The organism is Dellaglioa sp. CoH-57-MRSF-16 (genome assembly GCF_056782055.1).
In genome coordinates, this window is record NZ_JBXAXZ010000003.1 from 48,035 (window position 1) to 70,052 (window position 22,018).

General features: G+C 35.7%; 22 protein-coding genes and 1 tRNA gene. 1 reads left to right on the top strand and 22 read right to left on the bottom strand.

Annotated elements, in window-relative coordinates:
* Positions 1 to 69: 69 nt before the first annotated feature.
* From tpiA to rpoN, 5 genes are all read right to left on the bottom strand, one after another.
* Complete coding sequence (gene tpiA, locus AC1RPH_RS03935; RefSeq protein WP_481761446.1) at positions 70 to 825, bottom strand: triose-phosphate isomerase; 756 nt, start codon at positions 823 to 825, stop codon at positions 70 to 72.
* 54 nt (positions 826 to 879) lie between these two features.
* Complete coding sequence (locus AC1RPH_RS03940; RefSeq protein ID WP_409022217.1) at positions 880 to 2,070, bottom strand: phosphoglycerate kinase; 1,191 nt, start codon at positions 2,068 to 2,070, stop codon at positions 880 to 882.
* 105 nt (positions 2,071 to 2,175) lie between these two features.
* Complete coding sequence (gene gap, locus AC1RPH_RS03945) at positions 2,176 to 3,195, bottom strand: type I glyceraldehyde-3-phosphate dehydrogenase (protein ID WP_409022216.1); 1,020 nt, start codon at positions 3,193 to 3,195, stop codon at positions 2,176 to 2,178.
* Between the two features lie 60 nt (positions 3,196 to 3,255).
* On the bottom strand, positions 3,256 to 4,284 hold the full coding sequence (locus tag AC1RPH_RS03950; RefSeq protein ID WP_481761447.1) for a sugar-binding transcriptional regulator: 1,029 nt from the start codon (positions 4,282 to 4,284) through the stop codon (positions 3,256 to 3,258).
* Between the two features lie 229 nt (positions 4,285 to 4,513).
* On the bottom strand, positions 4,514 to 5,851 hold the full coding sequence (gene rpoN, locus AC1RPH_RS03955; RefSeq protein ID WP_481761448.1) for an RNA polymerase factor sigma-54: 1,338 nt from the start codon (positions 5,849 to 5,851) through the stop codon (positions 4,514 to 4,516).
* 67 nt (positions 5,852 to 5,918) lie between these two features.
* Between rpoN and AC1RPH_RS03960 the strand changes: the two genes are divergently transcribed.
* Positions 5,919 to 5,990 (top strand) — tRNA-Arg (locus AC1RPH_RS03960).
* Between the two features lie 293 nt (positions 5,991 to 6,283).
* Here AC1RPH_RS03960 and AC1RPH_RS03965 read toward each other — a convergent pair.
* From AC1RPH_RS03965 to AC1RPH_RS04045, 17 genes are all read right to left on the bottom strand, one after another.
* On the bottom strand, positions 6,284 to 6,622 hold the full coding sequence (locus AC1RPH_RS03965; RefSeq protein WP_481761449.1) for a hypothetical protein: 339 nt from the start codon (positions 6,620 to 6,622) through the stop codon (positions 6,284 to 6,286).
* Between the two features lie 515 nt (positions 6,623 to 7,137).
* Positions 7,138 to 7,443, bottom strand: coding sequence for a hypothetical protein (locus AC1RPH_RS03970; RefSeq protein WP_481761450.1), 306 nt, complete (start codon positions 7,441 to 7,443; stop codon positions 7,138 to 7,140).
* Between the two features lie 314 nt (positions 7,444 to 7,757).
* Positions 7,758 to 8,129 carry an LPXTG cell wall anchor domain-containing protein gene (locus AC1RPH_RS03975; protein ID WP_481761451.1) on the bottom strand — a complete coding sequence of 124 codons (372 nt, stop codon included), beginning with the start codon at positions 8,127 to 8,129 and terminating at the stop codon, positions 7,758 to 7,760.
* Between the two features lie 22 nt (positions 8,130 to 8,151).
* Entirely contained in the window at positions 8,152 to 9,243 is a 1,092-nt protein-coding gene (locus AC1RPH_RS03980) for a WxLIP family cell surface protein (protein WP_481761452.1), read from the bottom strand.
* Positions 9,244 to 9,274: 31 nt separating this feature from the next.
* Entirely contained in the window at positions 9,275 to 10,042 is a 768-nt protein-coding gene (locus AC1RPH_RS03985) for a WxL domain-containing protein (RefSeq protein ID WP_481761453.1), read from the bottom strand.
* 26 nt (positions 10,043 to 10,068) lie between these two features.
* Positions 10,069 to 10,656 (bottom strand): WxL domain-containing protein, encoded by a 588-nt coding sequence (locus tag AC1RPH_RS03990; RefSeq protein WP_481761455.1) that lies wholly within the window; start codon positions 10,654 to 10,656, stop codon positions 10,069 to 10,071.
* 30 nt (positions 10,657 to 10,686) lie between these two features.
* Positions 10,687 to 11,427 (bottom strand): WxL domain-containing protein, encoded by a 741-nt coding sequence (locus AC1RPH_RS03995; RefSeq protein WP_481761456.1) that lies wholly within the window; start codon positions 11,425 to 11,427, stop codon positions 10,687 to 10,689.
* A 66-nt stretch (positions 11,428 to 11,493) separates the two neighbouring features.
* Positions 11,494 to 12,243 carry a WxL domain-containing protein gene (locus AC1RPH_RS04000; protein WP_481761457.1) on the bottom strand — a complete coding sequence of 250 codons (750 nt, stop codon included), beginning with the start codon at positions 12,241 to 12,243 and terminating at the stop codon, positions 11,494 to 11,496.
* Between the two features lie 58 nt (positions 12,244 to 12,301).
* Positions 12,302 to 13,063 (bottom strand): WxL domain-containing protein, encoded by a 762-nt coding sequence (locus AC1RPH_RS04005; RefSeq protein ID WP_481761458.1) that lies wholly within the window; start codon positions 13,061 to 13,063, stop codon positions 12,302 to 12,304.
* Between the two features lie 25 nt (positions 13,064 to 13,088).
* A complete protein-coding gene (locus tag AC1RPH_RS04010; RefSeq protein WP_481761459.1) occupies positions 13,089 to 13,805 on the bottom strand; it encodes a WxL domain-containing protein in 717 nt (238 codons plus the stop codon).
* A gap of 86 nt (positions 13,806 to 13,891) precedes the next feature.
* On the bottom strand, positions 13,892 to 16,456 hold the full coding sequence (locus AC1RPH_RS04015; RefSeq protein WP_481761460.1) for a hypothetical protein: 2,565 nt from the start codon (positions 16,454 to 16,456) through the stop codon (positions 13,892 to 13,894).
* Between the two features lie 327 nt (positions 16,457 to 16,783).
* Positions 16,784 to 17,992 (bottom strand): Ig-like domain-containing protein, encoded by a 1,209-nt coding sequence (locus tag AC1RPH_RS04020; RefSeq protein ID WP_481761461.1) that lies wholly within the window; start codon positions 17,990 to 17,992, stop codon positions 16,784 to 16,786.
* 273 nt (positions 17,993 to 18,265) lie between these two features.
* On the bottom strand, positions 18,266 to 18,592 hold the full coding sequence (locus AC1RPH_RS04025) for an LPXTG cell wall anchor domain-containing protein (protein WP_481761462.1): 327 nt from the start codon (positions 18,590 to 18,592) through the stop codon (positions 18,266 to 18,268).
* Between the two features lie 22 nt (positions 18,593 to 18,614).
* A complete protein-coding gene (locus tag AC1RPH_RS04030; RefSeq protein ID WP_481761463.1) occupies positions 18,615 to 19,703 on the bottom strand; it encodes a WxLIP family cell surface protein in 1,089 nt (362 codons plus the stop codon).
* 31 nt (positions 19,704 to 19,734) lie between these two features.
* Entirely contained in the window at positions 19,735 to 20,526 is a 792-nt protein-coding gene (locus AC1RPH_RS04035; protein WP_481761464.1) for a WxL domain-containing protein, read from the bottom strand.
* A 26-nt stretch (positions 20,527 to 20,552) separates the two neighbouring features.
* Positions 20,553 to 21,158, bottom strand: coding sequence for a WxL domain-containing protein (locus tag AC1RPH_RS04040; protein WP_481761465.1), 606 nt, complete (start codon positions 21,156 to 21,158; stop codon positions 20,553 to 20,555).
* 39 nt (positions 21,159 to 21,197) lie between these two features.
* Positions 21,198 to 21,962, bottom strand: a complete 765-nt coding sequence (locus tag AC1RPH_RS04045; RefSeq protein WP_481761466.1) for a WxL domain-containing protein — start codon at positions 21,960 to 21,962, stop codon at positions 21,198 to 21,200.
* Positions 21,963 to 22,018: the final 56 nt, after the last annotated feature.

Genomic DNA, 22,018 nt, shown 5'->3' on the forward strand with positions numbered 1-22,018 from the left:
TAACACCCTTACCATTATTTTAATAGTTTATTGATTCATTTTCAATCTTTTTAACAGCTAAAATACGAATTATGCTTTGAAGTTAACAAGGTCTAAGTATGAAGCAGTTTCCATACTTGCGCCACCAACTAAACCACCATCAATATCGTCTTTACCCATTAATTCTACGACGTTACCAGGTTTAACTGAACCACCGTATTGGATACGAACTTTATCAGCAACTGTTTGGTCATACAAATCAGCAACTGTTTTACGAATTACTGCACAGATTTCTTGTGCTTGGTCAGAAGTAGCTGTTTCACCAGTACCGATAGCCCAGATTGGTTCGTATGCAATAACTGCAAGATTAACTTGTTCAACAGATAAGCCTCTTAATGCAGCAGAAACTTGTCCAGCAACCCATGATTCTGCTTCGCCGGCTTGACGTTGTTCTAACGTTTCACCACAGCAGATAATAGGAACCATACCATTATTGAAAACAGCATGTGCTTTTTTGTTAATATCGTCATCATTTTCGCCGAAGTATTCGCGACGTTCTGAATGACCAATAACAACATAGTCAACACCCATTTCAGAAAGAACTTTTGGTGAAGTTTCACCAGTAAAAGCACCTTCATCTTCAAAGTATGCATTTTCAGCAGCAACTTTTAAGTCAGTACCTTTAGCAGCATCAAGTAATGTTTGTAAATCTACTGCAGGAGCAGCAATAACAGATTCAACATCGTCAAACTTTGGTAATTTACCTTTAAGACCTGCTACGAATTCAGCAGTTTCTTTAGGGCCTTTGTTCATTTTCCAGTTACCAGCAATAATTGGTTTACGCAAAATAATAACTTCCTTTCGTTAATAGACGGTTTCTTACGACAATTTAATTAAAAATTATTTTGTTGTAATAGCAGCAATACCTGGTAAAGTTTTACCTTCAAGGTATTCAAGTGAAGCGCCACCACCAGTAGAAATATGAGTTAATTGATCAGCAACACCTAATTGTTGAACAGCAGCAGTTGAATCACCACCACCAACGATTGTTGTAGCTTCTGATAAAGTACCCAAGAATTTACCGATTTCAAGTGTTCCGTTAGCATAGTTGCTCATTTCGAATACACCCATTGGTCCGTTCCATACAACTGTTTTAGCATCTTTTAAAACATCTTTAAATTCTGCAACAGATTTAGGTCCGATATCCAATGCCATGTAACCGTCAGGAATGTCACCATCAACAGTTTTGTGTTCAACATCGTTATCAAATTTTTCAGCAACGATTGAATCAACTGGTAATACTAATTTGTCGCCAGCTTCTTCAATGATTTGTTTAGCTAAATCAATTTTGTCTGTTTCAACTAATGATGAACCAATCTTCATACCTTTAGCAGCGTAGAAAGTATAAGTCATACCACCACCAACGATAACTTTGTCAGCTTTTTTAAGTAAATGAGAAATAACACCAATCTTATCTGAAACTTTTGCGCCACCTAAGATAGCAACAAATGGACGTTTTGGTTCGTCAACAGCTTCACCTAAGAATTTGATTTCTTTTTCCATTAAGAATCCAGCAGCAGCTTGTTCCATGTTGCTTGAGATTCCAACGTTAGAAGCATGTGCACGATGAGCTGTACCGAAAGCATCATTGACAAACAAGTCGCCAAGTGAAGCCCAGTATTTACCTAATTCAGGATCGTTTTTGCTTTCTTTTTTACCATCTAAATCTTCAAAACGTGTGTTTTCCATTACTAAAACATCGCCGTCTTTCATTGCTGCAATTGCGTCTTCTAATTGAGGACCACGTGTAGCAGGAACAAAAGTAACAGGTTTGTTTAATAAGTTAGATAAACGTTCTGCAACTGGACGTAATGATAATTCTTTTTTGTCTTCTTCAGTCTTAATACGACCAAGATGAGAAAGAAGAATGGCTTTACCACCATTTTCAGTTACATATTTGATAGTTGGTAATGCAGCAACGATACGGTTATCATTACCAATCACACCGTTTTTAATAGGAACATTAAAATCGACACGAATTAAAACTTTTTTGTCATTTACATCTAAATCTGAAACGATTAATTTAGCCATTATAATAGCCTCCTGTGTAATTTTGATTAAATAAAAAGGCAGAGGGAGTATTGCGTCCCTCCGCCTAAGCATAGTTATATGCGGTTTTAAAAAAGTTTAACTAGATTATGCTTCTAAGCTAGCAAATTTTTCTAATGTACGAATCATTTGTGCTGTAAAGCCAGATTCGTTATCGTACCAAGCAACAGTTTTAACCAATTGGTTAGCGCCAGTACCAGTTACTTCAGTTTGTGTTGGGTCAAAGATTGAACCAAAACTTGTACCAATGATATCTGATGAAACGATTTCGTCAGCATTGTAACCAAATGATTCGTTGTTTTCAGTTCTTGCTTTAATAGCAGCATTTACTTCATCAACTGTAAGATCTTTTGATTTCAAGATTGTAACCAATTCTGTCAATGAACCAGTAATAACTGGGACACGTTGTGCATGGCCATTCAATTTACCAACAAGATCAGGGATTACCATACCGATAGCTTTAGCAGCACCAGTAGAATGAGGAATTGTGTTACCTGCAGCAGCGCGTGCAGCACGTAAGTTTCCACCACGGTCAGGACCATCTTGTAATTTTTGTGTAGCTGTGTAAGCATGAACTGTTGTCATTGTACCAACTTCGATACCGAAAGCATCGTTAACAGCGCCAGCAAGTGGTGCTAAACAGTTAGTAGTACATGAACCAGCAGAAGCAATCTTAGTATCTGAAGTTAAAATGTCATCATTTACACCGTAAACGATTGTAGGCATTTTACCAGCAGGAGCTGAGATTAATACACGTTTTGCGCCAGCTTTAATATGAGCTGAAGCTTTTTCTTCTGATGCGTAAAAACCAGTTGATTCTAATACGATATCAACATTATTGTTTTTAACCCAAGGAATATTTGATGCATCTGCTTCTGCATATACAGGAATTTCCTTACCATTAACAACAATACCATTATCTGTTGCGCTAACTTCTGCGTCGAAGTTACCATGGGCTGTATCATATTTTAATAAATGAGCCAACATTGATGGAGAAGTTAAATCGTTGATTGCTACAACTTCGATGTTATCTGAAACTTCAGCAATACGACGGAAAGCTAAACGACCAATACGGCCAAAACCGTTAATACCAACTTTTACTGACATACTTAAATTTCCTCCTTTAGGAAATGAAGATTTATTTATTTTAAAAAGCGTGTTTGCACACTACTTTTTTAAAATCGAGTTTGCGGCACCCTCATCCGTGATTAACCACGTCTGTTTAGGTGCAAGTTTCATGTATGCCACAATTGCTTCGGCCTTAGAATGGCCACCTGCAACTGCGAAAATACATTTTATGTGCGTGAGATCCTCTATTTGTAAACCGATACGAGGAATCCTATAAACGACCTTGCCTTGAGCATCAAAGAAATATCCGAATGCCTCACCTACAGCTTTGTCCTCTTTCAACATGTCTATTATACCACTAGACATGTCACGACGCTTAGCCATATGCATTGCTTCTCCAATACTGTGAATTACAGCATTGCTTTCCTTGATTAAGTTCAAAACTTCTTGAATGCTCGGTTCTTCAAGAAGAGGCTCGTACGTTTTCTCACTTAGTTGTTCAGGTACATACAAGGCTCTATGTTTGCCGCCTGTGTGTAATGCCATCTTACCACTAATCGAGTTGGCTTGTATATCTACTGATTCACCAACACCACCTCTGGCTGGTAAAAAAGTTAAATCGCGCTTAATTGAAAGACGTGTTGTCAACTGATCAGCTACTTGAGCCATCGTTGTGCCACCCATTACCGCAATTAAATTTTTACCTTCTGGCAATAAGAGTGCTAACTTAGCAGCTAGACTCTTACCCATTGACTCTAAAACTTTAGGTTGTTCATCGGAATCGCCTGATACAATCAAACAATGTTCAATGCCTAAAATTCGACTCAACTCTTGTTCATCCTGTCGAACACCAACTAAATTATCCATCACTTTTTCAAGGCCATGTAGTACTGATATACCTCTATCCGTTAGCGTCATTCCTGACTTACCAACGACGATAAGTTCTTGCTTACGCAGAAAATCTGTTTCGGTTCTCATAACGCGTTCGCTTAGATTTAAAGTTGCTGCCAACATTCTGCGACCAACAGGCATCATCCATTCAATCTGTCTTAAAACAAAATATCTTTGTTTTAAAACTTTAATCATGTCTGGTGCAATTGCTTCGATCCACTCTAATTCATGATGCATACTGCACCTGCTCTCTTATGGGGCATTATTTGTCCCACAGTGTCGCATTATGACCCATTAATTCTAAAAAAACAAAGCACGATAACATTCTGCATTAATCAAAGTGTCTTCATACCTTTATTACAAGACAAATTATATCAGGTTGTTTCATACTTTGCAAGCACTTCAAACGACTATCTGCCATGTCAGCAATTGACGTTTGATATATGAGATAAGGTCATAATTGTTCCTAATCCTTGTAGCGTTTTCTTGCTGATGACGATGGAATGTTCAGGTTTTCACGATATTTTGCAACTGTTCGTCTCGAAATATCGATGTTTTGTTTCATTAATTGTAAAACTATTTTTTGATCAGAGAAAGGTTTCGTTTTATCTTCAGATTCAATCAAAGTCTGCATAGTTGTCATAATCGTTTTTGAAGATAGCTCTTCAGCATTCTTTTTGTTCTTATTTGCGATTTGTCCAAAGAATGATTTTATTTCATAAACACCAGATTCTGTTTCAATGTACTTATCATTAACGGTTCGACTAATTGTTGATTCGTGAACACCTAAAGCGGCTGCAACTTCCCGTAAAAGTAATGGCTTAATTGGTTTGGTTTTATCAGTGAAGAAGTCAGCCTGATATTTCAAAATATATTGTCCTACTTTTAAAATGGTATCGCCTCGTTGTTTCAAGCCATGAACTAGCCATTCATATTCCCGTTTCTTTTCAGTTAAATATTTGATTACTTCAGGATCTTGGTCTTTTGACATATCATCAAAATATTTTTGTTGAAAAACAACTTCAGGCTGTGCACCGCGAACTTTGAATAATGTTAATTCATTATTACTTTTTTTCAAAACTAAATCTGGATAGATTTTACCAATTCTAGTTGTCCCAAATCCTGCACCTGGATTAGGTGATAATGTGCGAACAAAATCTGATATTTCTTGAATTTCTGAAAGATTAACACGATATTTTTTTGCTATGTCCGACCATTTACGATCGACAAAGTTATCAAAATCATCTTTTATGACTGTATATGCCAATTCAGGCGCTAAATCGTCAGAATCAATCTGTAACATTAAACTTTCTTGTAAATTACGTGCACCAACACCGGGCGGATCTAAGCGTTGAATCAAGGTTAACGCATCTAATAACATAATGGGTGGTATTCCTGATTCTTCTGCTAAATCATCCAAATTAGCATTAAAATAGCCCGTCTGTTCAATATAATCTACTAAGTAAAGAACAACCTTTCTAAGCGGTGTTTGACGCATCGTTAGATAAATTTGTTCCAATAAATAATCCAATAAAGATTGTGATTCATCATCACTGACTGAATTCATATAATCAGTATCACCATTTGTTGTTAGATTAACTTTATAACGAGACTCCCCTGCTTGGATTCTCTGATTGTCGTCAACAGCTTCAATCAAAGGGTTTTCCATCATTTTTTCAGTGACAAATTCTTGTAAATCTTCTATATTATATTGCAACATTTTAATTGATTGTTGGAGCTCTGGTGTCATTGCCAGTTTTTGAATTTGCGTTTGTTGTTGCTTAAATTTCTGTTCAATAGCCATTATTTCTCAACCTCCGCTTTCGTTACTTGTTTTTTTTACGTAATTCAGCTAAACTATTAACTATACTGCGCCGTTGGTGTAATGGATAGCACGTAAGATTCCGGTTCTTGAGCTGAGGGTTCGACTCCCTCATGGCGCATCGTTAAAATTAAAATATTTTCTTTTGAAAAACCTTATATGTTGATATAAGGTTTTTTGTTTTCGCTTACATTAATTATATATCATGTTTCTTAAGATAGCCATGGCGTTCTTACCACACTACAAAATATAATAAGCAACATAGTAGAAAAAAATTAGTTCAATCAATAATAAATTAAAATCGTTAATATAGTTGGATTGTAATCGTTACCATTACGTTTCATAAAAAATAAATCCTACCTCAATTAAGAGATAGGATTTTCTGTTTAGCTCTTTTTACCGTAATCACCCATTTTAATACGAAGTCATTTTTGGGAATTTAATCATAAAGAAGATAGAAATAATTGACCCAATGTAACAAGCCCAAACTAACGGGTCTGTATAAACCAAATTTGATAGAGTTACATTTAAAATCACATTAAAAATTGATAGTATTATAATACCACGATATTTACATAATTTATTCTGTAATAAAATCATAATTATCTCAATGTTCCCTACTAATAACATGAATACATCTTCACTATAGAATTTACCTGAAAGAGCATGAACAATCATTATAATTGCAAGAATCATTAATATTATATTTAAACTGATTGCTATTATTTTTGAATTGATTACTTTTCTAATCATTTAGTTTCTCCTGATTTATAGTATTTACATATAAAGAACAGTGAAATCAAAATAGCTACCAGGAAGGATTCTAATGTAGGAAGATAACAATCATTATTAATCTCAATGATCAACATAATTGCGTTTAATACAATATTAAACATTGAAAGGATTACTATTATTATTTTATCGAAATAATTAAATTGGACAATCAGCATAAAAAATTGTAAAAGAACGATTATACTTGATACTGAAAGGAATAGATCTATATGTTGACTTCCCATTCCGCCTAATGAAAATGCAGTATCAAGAAATAAACTAAAAGTTTCTATAATAAATATAATATTAAAAAATGAATGTAATACTTTGGAATTTTTTAAAAGTTTCAACATTTTTAGCTCCTTAATATGATGTTATTTTATGAATATAAATAGGGTTAAATGAACCCGCAGCATAATATGGCTATTCCTTTATTTTATATACCTCAACATATTTACCTTTTCCCGAATGTTGATGAAAAATTTGATTTTCCTACTCTAAAAGAAATTTCTAAAACTTAAATAAATTACTATAATAACATCTAGAAATACCCAATACATTAATAATAAGTATTTAAATTTAGGTACTAAGTACTTATTATGCCTTTTAATCATTACATCTAATAAATACGTAATAGTATATATAATACCCATTCCAAATAATAATAAAACACCTAAAACAAGTAACCCATCACCATTATTTAAGCCAATACCATTTCTATGGATATATCCATCTATGATAAATATAAAGGGTATTATTTGTATCCCGATAGTCGCTAATATTTCTATATATATTTTTCCCATACTATCCCCTTTTAATATTTTGTGAATATACTGTGGGATAAAACTACCCTTAAATGCTATTACTTTAATCTATTTTTTCATTAACAACATTTTTATGCTATCATAATTTCAACATTACTTCAAAGTGATTTAACCATAACGTTAATCTAATTTAATATTTAAGCAAAAACCCAACCTCTTAAATTAAGGGCTCTGTAATATATTTATCAACAACAGTTGTAATAGAACCTTTAATAAATATCGCAATAAAAAAAGAGTTTTTCCTCGTATTTTTACGAGGAAAAACTCTTTTTAGTTAAACTATTAAATTTTAATTATTTTGCATAATTTCTTTTAAACCAGCCAACTAATCCCATAGCTAGCAACAGAACAAGGCCCATCATTGATAGTCCTGATTCTTTCATTTCACTAGTCTGAGGTAAACTGGTTTGACCTTTTGCTGCATTTTTTAAGACAGGTGTTTTCCCATCCGGTGTTACCTGTGAAGTTGTTGGCGTCGTGGGGGACGTTGTTGTTGGTCTTGTTGTCGGTGTGGTTGGTTTCGTTTTCTCTGGCATTTTACCAACGAATTCGATTCCAACCTCACTAGTATAACTAGCCGCTTCTGCAGTATTACCGAATGCACCTAAACTAAAAGATAACCCCAAAAGACTAATTATTAAAACACTCATTAGTTTTTTTCTCATAACCATACCTCGTCTATTTTGACTACTTATCTTCTTTTTTATCAGTTTGTAATTCTTCTAGAATTTGTCGTTTTGCTTCTGCGACAGCTTCTTCTTTATCTTTTTTGTTACGACGACGAACTAAGAACCAGATGAGCAACAATAGAAGTAATAGCAAGAAGATTCCTGCAAGGATATACCACATTGTGTAATCTTTTTCTAAGTCAACCGCTTTTTCGTTCAATTTATCTGCCGTTGCGCCATCAATTGTGAAATATTCTGTCCATTTCCACTTATGTACCCCAGAAGTCGCCGTCATTTCTAAACGGTACTTACCAGGCTTAAAGGGTTGGTTATCCCAGAAAATGCCATAATTAAAGTTTGTATTTGGAGCCATTGTCATATTCGAAGTGGTTGAAGCATGTAGTGCTTTATCACCATTTCTTGAATAGACTTTTCCATCAACTTTCAGGTTACGGATTGGTGTTGTTGTTGGATCTTGTAAGTTTACCTTCAATGTATTACGGAAATTAACTGATCCGGGCTCAATCTTAAGTAATTTCATATCAGGCTTAACAACATCGTCAGTTTCAGTTAACGTTGTCCCAATAACAAAGGCATAACGGTTTTTAATTTGAACGTTACTCTTTGATTTTTTTTCACTATCTTTGTTAATTTTTTCATAGAAGTACAAGCCACCGTCAATTTCGCCATTGAATTTCTTAGCGGGCATTGTGATATGGAATGTATGCTCAATGCTTTTCTTAGCCGGTACTGTCACTTCTTTATCTGACTTAATGATTGAAGATAGAGGGTTTACCATTGTTTTATCAAGTTTTGGTTTCACGTGACTGTATTCAACCACTCCGTTATCATTTGTAATCGCTGTATTTGCTTCAGCCATTACAGTAACATCTTTGTTAGTCGAATTTTTTAATGTGACAGTAATGTCTTGCTTTTGGTTCGGTTTCATTTTTAAATTAAAATACGTTTGGCGCTTATCAATTTGGTTGTTTGGAATATTTGCAGTAACAGCAAAGTTCATTTCAGCAGCATTCGCTTTTTGAACTTGTCCACTAAATATAACTAATCCTGCCACAAACGCCATAATGATTCCAAAAAATTTTTTATTCAATGTAAAAATCCTCTTTCTTCTCAAATTAACTTTATGGAGCCGCCGTCAATGTCCAGTTTAATGTCGACGTATATGTTTCACCAGCTACTTTTTCAGCCGGGCCAGGCACATCCAATCTCGCTGATTTATTACCTGTTGTTGCATCACCCATTGCTATTGTCCAGGTCCCTGTGGGATTAGTATTGGCAGTTGGATCTACTACTTGATATGATGCACCGTCACCTTTTAATAATATACTATCGGTAAATAAACCGGCATCAGGATCTCCGTTATCTGTTTTCGATGCTACATTTTTTATTGTAAGCACAGTACCCTTAAGTTCATTAGCACCACTTTTAAATGATGTGTTACTAACCGTCAACGACCAGTTTCCTGTCGTATTATTTGTAACCTGAACGTAATTAGGTACATCCCTATAATCTGCATCCGTGAGCTTATCTATAACCCACTCACCTGTAGCTTCATCACGATGTCCTGTTAAATCAGCTACTTTATCAAAAGCAGCATAATAAGATTTTTTATTTCCTGAAATTTTCTGAGTACCAAAATGTAAATCAGAAATATAATCTATCCTCAGGTCACCAGTAGTTGGCGTAACTGGATTAATTGGTTGTACTGGTTTTGTCGGATCTAATGGATCAACTGGACCAGACTTTGCAAGTAATGTTAAGTTAGCCGCTGTGGTTGCAGTTTTTCCATCAGGCGCTACTGCTGCATCAGCCACTGAATTTCCCATTATTGAAATTGCAAGGAGGGGGACAATGGCTACTACTAGTCGTAAGTTTTTTTTCAAGCTCATTGTTTTAACCTATCCCTTTCTGCATCCTATAATGGTGCGTCGTTTAACGTCCATGTAATTACTGATGTATATTTTTCTTTTAATTTAGTTGATGCACCAGGTACGTCTAAGGTTGCCTTAGTAACAGGTAACGTGTTAGTACCCATACCCATGTCTTTAGCTGCATCTACTACTGCAACACTTTGACTAGATCCGTCTAAAACCATATCCGCTGTTGGTTGGGTAGCATTATAACTTGCCCCATTATTATTAGAAACAGTTCCAGGCGTCAATGTTAACTTAGCCCCAGCTAATTCTTTTGAGCCGGTAAACTGTGTGTTGGCAACTGTTAATTTCCAACCTTCATTTGAACCACGGTTGTCATCAACAACGATAGAATCTGTAATAGTAGCTGCATCATATTTTGCATCTGATCCACTAATTTTTTGATCTCCAAAATCAACACTTGGTGCCTTTGTCAATTTAATTTCTCCAGCTCCAGTAGCAGGATCAGCTACAAAGTTGACATCACCTGATGAAGGTAATGTTACATCAGCAGCATGTACTGCTGGTGCTACTGTTGAAAACAAAGTAACGGTTAAAAGTGCTGCTGTTGCAATTGCTGTTTTCTTCATAATTTATTTCCCCTTTTGTTAACCCAATTTTTATAAGTTTGCGTCTGTTAATGTCCATGTTAAATCTGTTGTATATATTGTTCCAAGATTTTTAGCTGTTTTACCAGGTACTGTTAATGAAACGGCTTTAGCTTTAGCATCTTTACCAAATGAATCAGTCCATGTTCCCATTCCTTGACCGTCTGTAGCAGTAACAACCTTAACATCGCTACCAACTGTAGGAGCAACGACACTATTATTATCTTTATCACCAATTATTGATGGTGTTGTTGTCGCATCCATATTTGTTGAATTAAATGTTTGATCTTTCATACTCAATTGAGCACCAGTTAATTCTTTTGTACCGTCAGTAAATGCGCCTTCTTGCTTAACATTAACTGTCCAACCAGCATTTGATCCACGGTTATCTGTTACTTGTAAGTAGTTAGCTACTTCTTTTGCTGTTCCTTTAGAATCTGTTATTTCAACAGGAGCTGCGTAGTAAGTTGTATCACTACCAGAAACTTTATTTTTTGAACCAAAATCAAAGTTTGAAACATAATCTAATGATAATGGACCATTTGTTCCTGGGTTAATTGGAGGGTCTGTTGGGTCAACTGGATCTGTTGGATCTGTTGGATCAACTGGACCTGTTGGATCTGTATTATCTGTAAAACCAACGCTACCTTTTGTTGGAAGTGATCCTACTGTTGCTGCATTTACAGCTGGTGCTGCAATTAAACCTAATGTTGTTAATACGATTGCGCTTGTTACGATTTTAGTTGTTTTCATTTTAATTTCCCCTTTTTTTAATTCCCTATTTTTTTGTAGCCTATTAGAAAGTGATATGACTTAATTTTATAAACCAGCGTCTGTTAATGTCCATGTTAAATCTGTTGTATATGATGAACCGACCGTTTTAGCTGAATTACCAGGTACTTTCAATGAGACAGCTTTACTTGCTGTATCTTTTGTAGCATCAGCATCGTAGACACCAAATGAATCTGTCCAAGTCCCCATACCTTGATCCTTACCAGCATCTAAGACAGCAACGTCAGCACCAATTGATGTTGTAATTGTAGCTTTAGCTATAGCTGGATCTGTTGTTCCGCCAATATTTTTAGAATTTAAAGTTTGTGTTCCCATACTTAGCTGTGCGCCATCTAAATCAGTCTTACTATCGTTAAATTGTTTTACTTGTTTAACTGACAATTTCCAGCCTTTATTTGATCCACGTTTATCTGTTACTTGTAGGTAGTTAGCTCTTGTAACTTCTTTACCATCTTTATCAGCTAATTTAACAGGTGCAGCGTAGTAAGTTGTATCGTCTCCAGAAACCTTATTTTTTGAACCAAAATCAAAGTTAGAAACGTAATCAATTGATAATGGGCCAGGTGTTCCTGGTTGAGGATTATCTGGGTCTGTTGGATCCGTTGGGCCTACTGGGCCTGTTGGATCCGTTGGATCAACGGGTGTTGTTGGATCTGTATTTTCCATAAATCCAACCTTACCTGTTGATGTATAATCTGCAGCATGTACTGCAGGTGCTGCAGCTAAACCTAATGTTGATAAAATAATTGCGCTTGTAACGATTTTAGTTGTTTTCATAATTTATTTCCCCTTTTAATTAATAACCATTTTTATTTTTTATTGACTAATTTAGATTTTATAAGTTAGCGTCTGTAAGTGTCCATGTAATATCTGATGTGTATTTTTCTGCAACTTTTTTACTATCACCAGGGATAGCTAATTTAACAGAAGCTTTGGCTTTAGCAGCATCTGTTGTTGCGTTACCAAAGGATTCAGACCATGTACCAGAACCTGCGCCATCTTTTGCTTGCATAACAACTTTGTCCCCTGATGTAGCTGAAATGTCAACGCTATTTGTTAATGTTGGTTTTGGTTTTGATGCGTTATTATCAGCATTAGTTGCTTCAGGATTAGATAACGTAATTGTTGTCCCATCTAATTCTGATTTTGTTGTTTCACTTGTAAATGCTTTTGCTTGTTGAACAGTAAGTTTCCAACCTGCTACTGTTCCACGGTTATCTGAAACTTGTAGGAAGTTTGCAAGATCTTTATCAGCTCCGGATGCATCTTTAACTGTCACTAATTGAGAGTCATATGTTTCGTTGTTACCTGACATCTTTTGAGCACCAAAGTTAAAGTTAGAAACATAATCGATTGATAATGGGCCACCAGTACCTGGATCTGTTGGGTTTGTAGGATCTGTTGGATCAATAGTATGTCCAGGATCTGTTGGATCCGTAATACCAGGATCTGTTGTACCATCATTTTTAGTCAATTCAATTTTACCGTGTGATGTATATGTTTGTGTTTCAGATGCATGAGCAGTTGTCATAATGGCACCTGTCACACCTACGCCTAATAATGTACTTAATAATAATTTACTTGAATTTTTCATCATTTATTTCCCCTTTATATAACCTTTTTTATAAGTTAGCATCTGTCAAAGTCCATGTTAATTCAGACTTATAAGCCCCTGCTACTTTGTTTGATTCAGCTGGAACAAGTAATGACACACTTTGTTTGGCAGCTGTATTATCTTTACCAAAACGGTCTGTCCATGTTCCCATACCTTTGTCGACCTTGGCTGTCATCACAGTAACTGCTTTGCCATCTGGATTGATGGCTGCTTGACTAGCTGTCGGCTGACTCATATTACTACTTCCGTTAGTTGTTCCATTCATTAACGTAATAATCGTTCCATCTAATTTATTTTTACCATTCATAAATGGATTGGTCTGTGCAACAGTTAGTTTCCAGCCTGCGTTTGAACCACGATTATCCGTTACTTGAACATAGTTTGGATATTCCCCAACCTTACCGTTTTTATCAACTAACTGGTCAAGTTGTGCATAATAAACACTGTCTTTACCAGAAATTTGTTGTTGACTAAATTGTAAGTTCGAAACGTAATCAATTGATAATGGTCCATCTGTTCCAGGATTAACTGGTTTAACCGGTTTTAACGGATCAGTTGGATTTGTTGGATCAACTGGCGGTGTACCGTCAGTATTTTTCACGAATTCAATAGTTGCATGCGACTGATAATTCACTGTTTCGCTTGCCAAAGCTTGCGTTACGGTAAAACCAGCCGGTACCATACTACCTAAAAGAACTCCCAAAATTAACTTTCTTTTTATCATCGTATCTACTCCCCTCGTCAGATTTTGATGTTTTTATAATATTAGCAAAATGCTAATGATTAACGTTAATTAAGCAAGGATTAGGATTAAGGCGCATCCGTTAGTGTCCATGTTATTTCCCCTGCATACTTACCTGCTTTAAGTGACATGTTGCTTCCATTAAGTTCAGCAACAACACCTTTATCGGCTGCCCAAGTGACATCTTTAGTTTCTTCTGTCTGACCTGAACCAACCTCTGTACTACCAGTATCTAAATCTTGTGCAGTTCCAGTTGCATCTATATATTTCAAAACACCTTTCAATGTGTTAGATCCATCTGTTAAAGGTTTTGAAACGCTAGCCTTCAATGTCCAAGCTGTTTTGCCTAGATTAGAAATTGATACAGTATTTTCAGCAGTACGTTGAAGATTGAAATTTTCTCCACTGTAAGGCAACATTACCCCATCTTTTGAACCAAAAGTCATTTCATCAGAGGCTGCAGTAATTGCTAAACCACCACCTGCAACTGTGATCTTAATCGTTTTTTCAACACCCTGAGCATTTACAATAACTGCTTCATAGTCACCAGCACTAGAAGTTGGTGTAAGTGTCGTTGATTTAACTGTAACTTTAGAATCAGCACCAGTTGATAGTATCCAACCTTTAGCCGAACTCTCTGTTAATATGAACTCATTTAATTTAGTCTCTGTTAATCCCGAGATAGATTTACTGTCCGTACTAAAATCCTTAGCGTAAACTACAGAATCACCATCAACGACGGTATCACCATCTATTACATTGACAGGAACGGCAACTTTAGCAGTTTCATTAGGTGTCACATCCGTATCCGTCAAAATCATATCTTGTATATAGAAACCAACTTTTGTGTTATCAAGTGGTTTATTTGATGGATTTGTAGGATCAATTTCTAATGTATGTTTATTAGTATTCATAATTGTTAAATCTTTGATTAATTTTGTTTCATCTATTGTAACGGTTCCGCCAACATCAATTTTTTGTGGAATAGCAGTTGCACCCAACTTGAATAAGTTGACAGTTACGGTAACTGGTTTTAATTGTTCGGTACCTCCAGCATCAATCGCAGTTACTATAACTTTATTTGCACCTACTTTTAATTTTGTAGGGTCAATCTTTGCAGAATAATCGACACCATCTTTTGTTGTTTCATAAGTATTCTCTGCTGGCGATGATATTGACCCATCTGGATACTTAATTTGAATGTATCCCTTTGTACTATCTTCATCTGAAACTTTACCTACAATTTTAAATGAATCTGTTTGATCCGCATAAGCATTAATTGTTGATGGTGTTACAGTTGCAACAGGTGGAATACTTGGTGTCGTTTCTTTATAAGTTAAGTAAGAACCTGTCGTTAATGTTTCTCCTGGGGCTAACGTTTTAGGATTAGCTTTTATTACAAAAGCACTATCTCCCTTAAACGGAGTATCTGGCTGACTAATGTCGTTGATAGCTATAATTTTATCAAGCACTGATGTCTCCATTCCAGTTCCTACAGCTCCACCTTTGAAATAACTACTTATATTTGATATATCTAATATACCAGTACCGGTAGCTTTCCCAGCTGAATAATTAGTCCAACCACCCAAGCTAGTATTATTACCGGGATCCTTCAATCTGTAATTCAAGGTATGTTTATCACTTACCATTTTAAATCCATTGTTAGGTCCCAAACTTTTTACAGGGACGTCATCCTTATCAACCAAAGTATCGACCCCCTGAGCTGCACCAATAGCTCGAGTTGCAGTATCATTATTTGTGATACTGAAATAACTATATATACCACCTGCTGCATCATACATTTCTTCAAATGTATAGCTCACCTTATATGTTACATCGTACATTGTAGCTTTGAATCCAGTACCATCATTATTTTTATAAAGATGGTAATCTGTAATTGGTCCAAGTTTTACAGCACTTTCAATTGTATTAGGCGTCGTGTTACTTTCTGCTGCATACCCATATCCACGATCTTTTGGAATAGCATTATTAATGATAATTCCATAAGACTTTCTTGGATTAGGATTTCTTCCACTGGCACCAACCTTCGTAAATGCCCAACTAGATGCATTACCCTGTTCACTGTAAGAATCGTTATTTGTCAGCGCACTTGGTTGGAAATTAAATGCTGCATTACCAAAATATAAAACAGGAGTCGCTGTATCATCTGCTTTTCCCGCGTTGTTTGTTGGAACACCATTTACTAACTTCCCGCCTCCTGTAAGTGACACATACTCATTTTTAGAATTTGATGCCACATCGGTAGTACTCCACTGAGTATTAATGGCCCCTTGTGATGGACCAACATAACCAGCAGCTGGTACTGCTGTCTCACTTTTTTTAGTCGTTGCTACTTTTTTTGTTGGTGCTTTCGTTACTTCTTCTTTAGTTGCTACTTCGCTTGTTATTTCTTCTTTTGTTGCTTTTATCGATGTACTTTTTTCGGTTGTTTTTTCAGAAGATGCTGTTTGAGGTTTAACGGTTTCATCTAGCTCTTTAGCTTGGACAGAAGTTCCTGGGCCCTCATTGTTAACCACGTTAACAATGCTACCTGTCATCACTCCTGCTAAGATAATTCCCGTCATTAACGTTGCTGAGATTCGTTCTTTTTTATTACTGTTATGCCCTTTCATTGTTTAGTCCTCCCCCTATAGTTGCTGCCTATTTATACCTAACATTACTATATTTAACTCATTAGTCTAGCTGATTAGTTGTGACCCCCTAGTCCCTCCTAATAGATTTATTCGTTAACTTAGCTGTAACCTAATCGCAAACTTATTATCTGGTTACTGCGACATAGCCAGTTTACCTATAATCTATTTAAATGTAAACATATTTTTTTAATTAAAAAATATTTATCTAATTTATGAAGTAACCGCTTTATCGATTTTGTTTTAATACAAAAGTAATTCATCAAAAAAAATGATGAATTACTTTTGCCAATTTACAGTTTATTTTGGTTACCCTTCACGAACTGGAACTACCGTTGCAAGACTTATTTCTGTCCCATTTGTTTCAGTTATATAAAGAAGTGTATAGGCTCCTTGTTCTGGAATTTGTACAGAGAAACTAAGATCTGACTGTACGACTGTTCTAGCAATTTCATTACCGCTTGCATCAGCAATAATAATTGTATTTCCAGCTGTTTCTCCAGTACCTGTTAAATATTTATCACTTTGATAATAAGAATCAACAGTTGGTTTAGCAATCGTAACATCTTTATGCTTAACTACCGTAGTTTTCACATCACTCCAACCAACACCTGTATTCTGACGAACACTAACTGTTGTATCTTCATGTTGTTTAGGAATAGTAACTTCGTAAAGTCCATTTTCATCAACGATACCTGTCCCTATAACTTTATCGCCAACTTTAACTTCAATTTTAGCACCTGGAACACCACGACCTGATACCGTTGTATCTGTATCAAAAATTGTTTCAACGGTTGGAATTTCTTTCAAAAGTGCCCAACCCGGGTCTAGGTGATATGTTGGCAACGTGTCAGAAGCATTATATGAACCCAACACGTCCCAATCAATTGGCGCACCATTTTTTACTAAACCACTATTAAATATATAACTTGAGTTATTTTCTGCGTCCGCTACTCTGATACCTGTATCTGTTACCATTTGCCCAATATCAAGAGATAAATGAACTTTGAAGTCGGCAAATGCAATCCAAGAATGAGATGGATTTTTGATTCGTAATGTTTTACCATTATCCTCAACTCGGATATCATTTTTATTATACGTATATTTACTTCCGTTATTAAATTGGAAATTTCCTGTTATATAATTATTGAACGAATCATGGTTAAAAAGTGGAACTAACTCTGAAGGAACTGACAAGACATAGTCTGTCGATTCATTAATTCCTGCCGAAATAATCGACTTTCCTTCATAATCAAAATCTAATGTACCTGTTGTCACTGTATTATTACCTTGTAAGTGTAGACCACTTGCACCCGTTCCAGATACTTTCATTGAGCCTCTTGTAATAACACCTAATTCTTTCGTACCTACTTTAGCTGTCGCCACCTGCTTTTCATGGTTACTAGCATCTACGGAATTATTAGCTACCCCTAAAATCATTACTGAATTCAATAATCCAACCACCGCTACCGTTTTAATCACATTCTTCTTTGTCTGACTCATTTCTACTTTGTTCATTTTATTCATCTCCTCTATTTTGGTTTATAAACAATTATTTGATACAGGCCCTCCATAAAAAAATTAGTTAGAGCATTACTAATACCTCCTTATATTTATATTTATTTTTTTATTAATACCTTAAACACAGCTTATCATGTTAACGCTTTCTTTTGCAAATTTAACCACTAGTATATTTTTAATTTTAACTAAATTGGACTTAGATAATAAGCAAAAAAAATAAGCTATCTTCATATAAATACGAAGGTAGCCTACTTTAATTTTAACTATTCTTTATTTTGATTGCTTTGAATCGTTATATTTAACCCATCCAATTAATCCTGCGGTTGATAAAAGAATAAATCCTATCATTGATAATCCTGATCCTTTTATTTCACCGGTTTGAGGTAATCTGTTTTGATTCGATGCAACATTCTTTGAGACAGGTGTTCTCCCGTCTGGATCTGGTGTCACCTGAGAAGTTGTTGGCATTTTACCTACAAATTCAATTCCCATTTCACTTGTATAACTAGCCGCTTCTGCGGTATTACCGAATGCACCTAAACTAAAAGATAACCCCAAAAGACCAATTACTAAAGTACTCGTTATTTTTTTCCCCATAACCATACCTCACCCATTTCGACTACTTATCTTCTTTTTCACCAGTTTGTAATTCTGATAAAATTTGTCGTTTTGCTTCTGCGACAGCTTCTTCTTTATCTTTTTTATTACGACGAACTAAGAACCAAATAATCAATAATACAAGTAGAAGTAAGAAGATTCCTGCAAGAATATACCACATTGTATAATCTTTTTCTAAGTCAACTGCCTTTTCGTTCAATTTATCTGCCGTTGCGCCATCAATTGTGAAGTTTTCAGTCCATTTCCACTTATTCACACCAGAAGTTGCCGTCATTTCTAGACGGTACTTACCAGGTTTAAAGGGTTGGTTGTCCCAAAAAATACCATAATTAAAATTCGTATTGGGAGCCATTGTCATATTCGAAGTGGTTGAAGCATGTAAGGCTTCATCCCCATTTCTTGAATAGACTTTTCCGGCTACCTTTAAATTACGAATAGGTGTTGTTGTTGGGTTTTGTAAATTTACCTTCAATGTATTACGGAAATTAACTGAACCTGGTTCAATTTTAAGTAATTTCATATCAGGTTTAACAACATCATCTGTTTCAGTTAACGTTGTCCCAATCACAAATGCATAACGGTTTTTAATTTGAACGTTACTCTTTGATTTTTTTTCACTATCTTTGTCGATCTTTTCATAGAAGTATAATCCACCATCGATTTCGCCATTAAATTTCTTAGCGGGCATTGTGATATGGAACGTATGCACAACACTTTTCTTGGCTGGAATTGTCACTTCTTTATCCGACTTAACAATTGAAGATAGAGGATTTACCATTGTTTTATCAAGTTTTGGTTTCACATGACTATATTCAACCACACCGTTATCGTTGGTTACAGCTGTATTTGCCTCAGCCATTACGACAACTGCTTTATTAGTCGAATTTTTCAATGTGACAGTAACATCTTGTTTCTGATTAGGCTTCATTTTTAAATTAAAATAGGTTTGGCGCTTATCAACTTGATTACTTGGAAGATTTGCAGTAACGGCAAAGTTCATTTCAGCAGCGTTCGCTTTTTGAACTTGTCCACTAAATAAAACCAATCCTGCCACAAACGCCATTATGATTCCAAAAAATTTTTTATTCAATGTAAAAATCCTCTTTCTTTTCAAATTAGCTTTATGGAGCCGCTATCAATGTCCATTTCAACGTTGATGTATAAGCTTCTTTTGTTTTCACAGTGGTACCAGGAACAAATAACGACACTGCATCGTTTCCTGTAGAGTTAGTTCCCGCTTTATCAGTACCCATAGCAAGTGTCCAAGTACCGAACGGATTATCACTATTACCATCTGTCGTACTAACAACCGAAACAGGAGTACCACCAGTTCCTGTAAGTTTAACGTTACCTGGTAAGTCCCCGCTTAGCCCTAAACCTGGATTTTCACTATGTGCTTCGATATTCTTAATATTTAGTACAGCACCTTTAAGCACGTTCCCGCTAGGACTTTTAAAAACAGTGTTACTAACACCTAATGACCAATTACCCGTTGTATTATTTGTGACCTGGGCGTAATTAGGTACATTATAATAATCTTTATCTGTTAGGTTTTGTGTGTCCCACACTCCACTTGAGTCACGACGGTTAGTCATGTCAGCTACTTTATCAAAAGTTGCATAGTAGGTTTTATTACTCCCCGAGATATCCTGTGCCCCAAAATGAAAACTAGAAATATAATCTATTCTTAAGTCTCCAGTTGTTGGCGTAACTTGATTGAGTGGGTGCACTGGTTTTGATGGATCTAACGGATCAACAGGACCAGACTTTTCAAGTAATGTTAAGTTAGCTGATGATATCGCAGTTTTTCCATCAGTTGCAACTGCTGCATCGGCTACTGAATTTACCATCATCGAAAATGCAAGGAGGGGGACAATGGCTACTGCTAGTCGTATATTTTTTTTCAAGCTCATTGTTTTAACCTATCCCTTTCTGCATTTTATAATGCTGCGTCTTTTAATGTCCATGTAATTGTTGATGTATATTTTTCATTTAATTTACTTGTTGCACCAGGTACTTCTAAAGTTGCTTTAGTAACAGGTAATGTGTTAGGCCCCATACCTTTATCTTTAGCTGCATCTACTGCTGGAACAGCTTTAGATGAACCATCTAAAAGCATAGTTGCTGCAGGATTAGCCACAAACTTTGCCCCATTACCATTAATAATTGAACCATTTGTTAAGGTTAACTTAGCACCATCAAGTGCCGTACCCGTTGCCGTGGCAAATTGTGTATTTGCAACTGTTAAATTCCAACCGACATTTGAGCCACGGTTATCATCAACTTGGATATTAGCATCCTCTGGTTTAGCGCCAAAAGACGTTTGTTCATAAGTTTTTGTTGATCCACTAATTTCTTGATCCCCAAAATCAACACTCGGTGCACTGATTAGCTTAAGTTCGCCTGCCCCAGTAGCTGGATTAGCTACGAAGTTAACATCACCTGTTGTGCCTTTTGTAATATCGGCAGCATGTGCTGCAGGTGCTAATGTTGAAAATAACGTAACTGCTAAAAGTGCTGATGTTGCAATTGCTGCTTTTTTCATAATTAATTTCCCCTTTGGTTTAACTTACTTCTAATCTTTTTATAGACCTGCGTCTGTTAATGTCCATGTTAAGTTAGTTTTGTAACTTGTTCCAATTGATTTAGCTGTTTTACCAGGTACTTCTAATGAGATTGCTTTCATTGAAGCATCTGTATCTGTTCCATCGACATATGTGCCAAATGAATCAGTCCAAGTACCCATACCTTGACCCTTAGCAGCACTTACAACTTCAACATCTTTTCCAACAGTTGGTGTAATAACACCACTATTTAAAGCAGTTGGGATTGTTGTCGTGTCACCAATATTTGAAGAATTAAATGTTTGACCGGTCATTTTTAATTGCGCACCAGCCAACTCAGAAGTCCCATCATTAAATTGGGCATCTTGATTTACTGAAAGTTTCCAACCACCATTTGTACCACGGTTATCAGTTACTTGTAAGTAATTAGCACGTTTAACCTTATCACCTTTACTATCTGTAGCTGAAATTGGTTGTGCATAGTAAGTTTCTGTAGAACCAGAAATCTTATGATCAGCACCAAAATCAAGATTAGAGATGTAATCAATCGATAAAGGTCCATCTGTACCAGGTTTGATTGGATCTGGATCTGGATCTGGTGTAATTGGATTTGTTGGATCGATTGGATCTGTGGGATTTGTTGGGCTTGTGCTTCCTGCGACAAAACCTACTTTACCTGTTTCATTATATGTTTGTGTATTATTTGCGGCATGTACAGCTGGTGCTGCAGTCAAACCTAATGTTGTTAACGCAATTGCACTTGCAACGATTTTTGTTGTTTTCATTTTAATTTCCCCTTTTATTGATTCCCTCTATTTTTTAATAACCTAGTTGATACAGG